Below are 5,992 nucleotides of genomic sequence, written 5' to 3'. Positions count from 1 at the left end.
GGTGCGCTGCTGTGGGAATGCCTGCCGATTGACCGGGTGATTTGCTATCTGCGGGAGATGGTCGACCAAACCCAGCGCCGCAGAGCGTTATTGCAGGACTTGCAGCAGATGGAGCGCGCCGCGCTCCGTGTTTTGAATGATCGGTGACCATGAGCGGCAATGACATCACTGTCGGGATTCGGCTGAAGGCGGACGGTAGCGGCTTTGTCGGCGAGATGAAGCTGGCTACCGGTGCGCTGGATCAGCTGGGCGCAGCGTCGAAGAAGACCGCCAGCGAGGGTGAGAAATTCATCGAGAGCCTGCGCGACCAGGTCAGTGCCATTGGCAAGACCAAGAGCGAGATGCTGATGCTGCGCGCCAGCAAGCTCGGTGTGGCCGACGCCGCGACCGAGCTGATTGCCAAGCTGCGCGCCGAAGAAGCGGCGCAGGCCCGCTTGATTCCGGTTGCAGGCCGTGCCGGCGAAGCGCTGAACGGTCTGGCAACGGGTATGCAGGCCTTGCAAGCCGCCGGCGCCGCCGTGGCCGGCAGTGCCGTGGTGGCGACCTTGGCCGGCATGGGCAAGAGTGCGCTGGATGCACAGATCCAGATCGACAAGCTGCGCACCGGCCTGAAGTTTGCCAATGATGGCAGCACGGTCGCCGCCGGCAAGGATCTGGAATATCTGAAAGAAACCGCCAACCGGCTTGGGATGGAGTTCACCAGCACCGCCAACAGTTATATGAAACTGGCCGCCGCAGCCCACGGCACCAGCCTGCAGGGCCAAAAAACGCGGGATATCTTCGAGGCCATCGGCATGGCGTCTACCACCATGCACCTATCGGCCGAAGAGTCCAGCGGCGCCTTGCTGGCCATCAGCCAGATGATGAGCAAGGGCACGGTGCAAAGCGAAGAACTGCGCGGTCAACTGAGCGAGCGGCTGCCGGGTGCATTCCAGATGGCGGCGCGTGCCATGGGCGTATCTACCGCAGAGCTTGGCAAGATGCTGGAGCAGGGCGAGGTGATATCAGATGATTTCTTGCCCAAGTTTGCCGCGCAGATGCGCCGCGAAATGGGTGATGCGTCAGCCGAGGCGGCCGGTATGGCGCAGGCGGCAGTAAACCGCTTGCACAATGCCTGGGTGGAGCTTCAGCAACGATCGGCCGAAGGCGGGGCCGGTGAGCTGGCAGTGGAGTACGTGAAGGGTCTCACTGCCGCCGTAGAGACCTTCGGCACCGGGGCGAGGCGGGCCAAGGAAGAGGGGGCCGGTGCCTTCAGCCAGTTGGCTCATGGCGTACTGGAAGTGCAATCAGTGCTGATCGATGCCAACCGGGGCTGGCTGGAATATATCCCGGTTGTCGGCAAAGGCACGATCGCGGTGAATGACTACACCATGGCCAGCCGAGAGCAGGCCGACCAGCTGCGCCGTACCGCAGCAGCCGCCGAGAAAGCCAAGTACACGGCTGCGGAAGCCTATGACGACATACAAAGGCTGCTGAATCGCGCCGGTAAGTCGAACTACAAAAGCCCAGTCACCCAGGCTGCCGAGGAAGAAGCCGCCAAGTGGGCCAAGGCCCACCGCAGCAAGAAACAGATGATGGATGACGACATCGCCCAGCAGAAACGCTGGCTGGACGTTGGCGCCATCACGCAGCAGACCTACGCGAAGAATCTGGATCTGATTGCCGCGAAATACAGCGACCACGGCAAGGCGGCCAAGGCGGCCGGCAAGGAAAACGAGGCGCTGGCCGATATTCTGAACCGGCTCAACGGCGTCAATGTGCGATTCAACAATGACCTGGACGCACTCAAGGCAGGGCTGAAGGCCGGCAAGATGACGACGGCTGAATATGCCGAGGCGGTGCGCAAGCTGGTGGAAACCGAAACCGATGCCGGTAAAGCCACGGTGGCCTATGCCAAGAAACTGGAAGAAACCAAGGCAGCGCACCGCGCCCAGGTTGACGGGCTGAAACAGGAAATTGACCTGATTGGCAAAACCTCGCAGGAACGCGAGTTGGCCTCAGCACAGTTGAAGATCGAGACCGATCTGAACCGGGAACTGACCGATGAAAAGGGGCGCAAGCGAACCCAGAAAGAGATTGATGACTTGAAGGAGGAGGCGCGCGTTCATGGCCTGGTTGTCGATGCGCTGATGCGCAGAAAGCTCGCTCTGCAAGGCGCCAATGAGCTGGAAGTGGCCAACCGCCGCTTTGCTGCGGATTCGATTATTGAGGAGGAAAAAAGGGCTCGCGCCCTGCTGGAAATCGAGGCCGACACCTGGCGCAAGCGCATTGACCTGGCCGCCGAAGGTAGTGAAGAACGCAAGCGGCTAGAGGGTGACTTTCAGCAGTGGTATGCCAACCAGCAAGCCAAGCCGGCCAATGATATGGCCAAGACCATTTACAACAAGCTGATCGATGGCGCGGCGCGTGGATGGAAGGGTTTTCGCGACTTGGGTTCGCAAGCCTTTGACTGGCTCAAGCACCAGGTAATTCGTATTGCGCTACAGCCGGTGCTCACGTCTGTGGCCGGTACCCTGGGCAGCATTGGCGCCGGCATTGCCGGCAGCAGCGCCGCCGCATCGACCGGCGCCGCCGGCGCCAGTGGCTTGTCTGCCCTGGGTAGCCTGGGCGGCATTGGTGGCGGGGTGGCTTCGCTCGGTTCCAGCATCGGATTCGCCGGGCTGGAATCATTCGGCTACGGCTTGCAATACGGTATGACTGGCGTAGCGCAGACCTATGGTGCATTTGGCTCAGTGGGCGCCGGCCAAGTGCTGGGCGCGGCCATGCCATGGATTGCTGCCGCTGCAGCGCTATACGCCATTGTCAGCAGCGTAACCAAGGGCGAGACCCGGCAGGGTGGCCAATACGGCTACGGCACCACGCCAAACGGCAATTACTCGACCAGTAGCACCCAGTTCATTCAAGGCCCTAGCGGCGGGCAGATCGCCGGCGACTCGGTAACCCGCGCGGTGGACGGGACTATATCGGGCATTAACCAGGCGCTGGCGCACTATGGCTCTACCGCCAAAGTGACCGGCTTTCAGGCCGGTTTGGAATCGAGCGATCGCGGCCGGGGCGGTGTGTATGCCGGCGGCACCCTGTCGACCGGCGCCACGTTTGGCGATCTGGGGCTGGGTGGTGGTCGCAGCAATTACCACGGCACCCTGTACGACCCCAGCAAGGCCACCAGTCTGGACAGCAAGGCGGCCCTGGAGGCGTTCAGCCTCGATCTCAAACAGGCAACGGTGCAGGCCCTGCAGGCCGCCGACCTGCCGGGCGAGGTGGGCAAATACCTGAAGAGCGTCGGCGATGTGTCGCACTTTGATCAGGCCGCGATCGATAACGTGCTGCAGACGGCTGAGACCATCAAGCAGACCATCGACCTGTTTACCCAGCTGGGCCAGACCTTCGGGCAGTTTGCCGGGCTGAGCTATGAGGCAGAAAAGGGCCTGGTGGACTTGTTTGGGGGCCTGGATAAGTTCAATGCCGGCCTGAATGCCTATGTGAGCGGCTTTTACACCGAGGCCGAGCGCACCGCGCAGAGTACGGCGGCACTGAATAAGGCATTTACCGACCTTGGCGTTCAGATGCCGCAGAACGAAGCTGACTTCAAAAAGCTGGTGGAGTCGCAAAAGCTGGAGAACGAAAGCGACCGCAAGCGTTACGCCACCCTGATCGCCCTGGCGCCGGCCGAGCGGGCCTATCTCGATTCGCTGAAGAAGCAGAAACAGCAGATGGCTGAAACCGCCACCACGCTGGGCCTGGGCTTTGACACCATCAAATCGGGCATTTTGCAGGCAGCCAGCAACCCGGATGCCAAGCAAGCCGGTGACGACTTTTCTGCCGCCCTGGTGGGCAGTGTGAACAATGCCCTGCTGGATTCTGCGGCATCGCAGCTGGCTTCGATTTTCACCGAAGGGATTGTGGACCCGATTGTGAAATCGGTCATGGCGGGCACCACGATTACTGATGCGATCAGCGAGGCATCCATCGATGCCATGGTGAAAAAAGCGCAGGACACGGCCGCCGTATTCGAGGCCTTGTTCAATGACAAGGGCTTTCAGGACTTGCTGGCCAAGGTGGGCAAAGCGGCATCGATGATCGGCGGCGTCGCTAGCACTAACTTCAGTCGCTGGCCTACCAAAAATTCCGGTACCGGCAGCGGCAGCGGTGATGCCGGTGGGTCGGGTTCTGGTGATCAGAAAAAGGACGCCAAGGACTACATCAAGGACTTGAATCGGCAGCTGGAAGACCTGAACGCGGCTGATGACTATGCCCGCCAACTCAAGCAGATCAACCGCGCCTATCAGGACGGCATCGACGGCCTGAGCGAATACACCGGCGACGTTGAAACTGCCCGCAAGAAACTGGGCGAGCTCAAGCAGGCGCAGCTGGCACAGCTTGAGGCGCAGCGTGCCGAGAAAGTCTCGCAGATCATCGACGGCATTGGCCAGTCTATCGACCGTTTTGGCCTGTCGCCGCTGGCTGGACAGCTGTACGACATTGATCAGCAGTATCAGCAGCAATACAAATCACTGCAGGCGCTGAACGCGGCTACCGGCAAGAATATCGAACTGCTGGACCAATGGCGGCAGATGCAGATTGCTGCGGCACAGTTCGACGACACCCTAGAAAAGCTCAAGCAGAGCTTTGCCAACCTGCAAACGGTGCGCGGCTTTATGTCGGCGATCGATGCCGGCATGGCCAAGGTGCAAATCGATACCGGCGAACTCGATCAGGCGGACTACCTGAACCAGCAGATCAGCCAGGCCAAGCGCAATCTGTCGGACTTGTACCAGGCTGGCGCCGGTACCGACGAGCTGAGCAACGCCGCGAAAGCGCTGTTTGATTTGGATATGCAGCGCTATGACGCGCAAAAGCAGGCCGCCGACAAGGCCGGCCAGGCGGCGCAGAAGCAACTCGACTTTGCCCGCCAGCTACGCGACTACCTGACCAGCCTGACGTATAGCGACCTGTCGCCATTGAGCATGGAAGCCAAGCTGGCTGCCGCCCAGGCCGACTACCGCAAGACCCGCGCCGCTGCGGCTGCCGGCGATACGGTGGCGCAAGGTAAGCTGCAGAGTGTGACCGAGGCCGCACTCAAGCTCACCCAGGATTACCACGCCAGCGGCAAGGGCTACACCGACTTTTATAACGAGGTGCAGCAAAGCGGTAATGCGCTGGTGACAGATCTGCAGACCGATGCACAACGCCAGACCAGTGAATTGCGCGGGCTGAATGCATCGGCCAAGGCGACGCTGGACGAACTGCGCGGCCTGAAGCAGGCAACGGCCACCTACGAGGCGCAAATCAAAGCGCAGGTGGATGCACAGGTGCAGAAGGGCATTGAACAGTACGAGGCGCTGAAAAACCTGGGCGGCAGCATGGATACGGTGAATACGTCGATTCTCGGCCTGCCGTCTGCGCTGGCAAAAGAGATCGCCCAGGCATGGGGGAATCGCCCGCCGCAACCGACCGCCGCGCCCAGTGCGCCAACCACCACCAGCGGGCCGCGGCTTGATGTTGGCCTGCTGGGCCGAGCTGAATCTGGCGACTTGATCGGCGCGATCAAGCAAGGCGGCGCCCAAGGCTATAGCGCCAGCGAGCTGGCGCAGATGTGGAACACCGCACACCCGGCCAGCCCGACCAGCGCCGCCGATGTAGCCAGTTTTGCCCGCGCCAACAAGATCCCCGGCTTTGATGTGGGCACCAATCGTGTGCCCTCGGACATGCTTGCGCTGGTGCACCAAGGGGAGCGGATTATCCCGGCCGCCGACAATGCACGGCTGGAAGCCAGACTGGCGGCGCCGATGGTGGTTGACTGGTCGCAGTACGGCCGCGAATCCAGCACCGCCCTGGTGGCCGAGGTAAAGGCCCTGCGCGAGATCAACACGCGGCTGGAAACGCGGCTGGCCGCGATCGAAAAGCACACCCGCGAGGCCAACAAGCAGCGCGCCGATATTGCCGATGAAACGCTGACCGAGCAGGCCGCCACCAGTCTGGCGCTGAAACG

1 protein-coding gene is annotated in these 5,992 nt (G+C 61.5%); it reads left to right on the top strand.

Annotated elements, in window-relative coordinates; translation table 11 throughout:
• Positions 1-149: 149 nt before the first annotated feature.
• A partial coding sequence (locus tag ACE3OH_RS18225) for a tape measure protein (protein ID WP_374356489.1) occupies positions 150-5,992 on the top strand: 5,843 nt, incomplete at its 3' end.

This window comes from Chitinimonas sp. (genome assembly GCF_041904975.1).
Taxonomy (GTDB): domain Bacteria; phylum Pseudomonadota; class Gammaproteobacteria; order Burkholderiales; family Chitinimonadaceae; genus Chitinimonas.
This window is presented reverse-complemented; position numbering and strand designations above follow the sequence as displayed.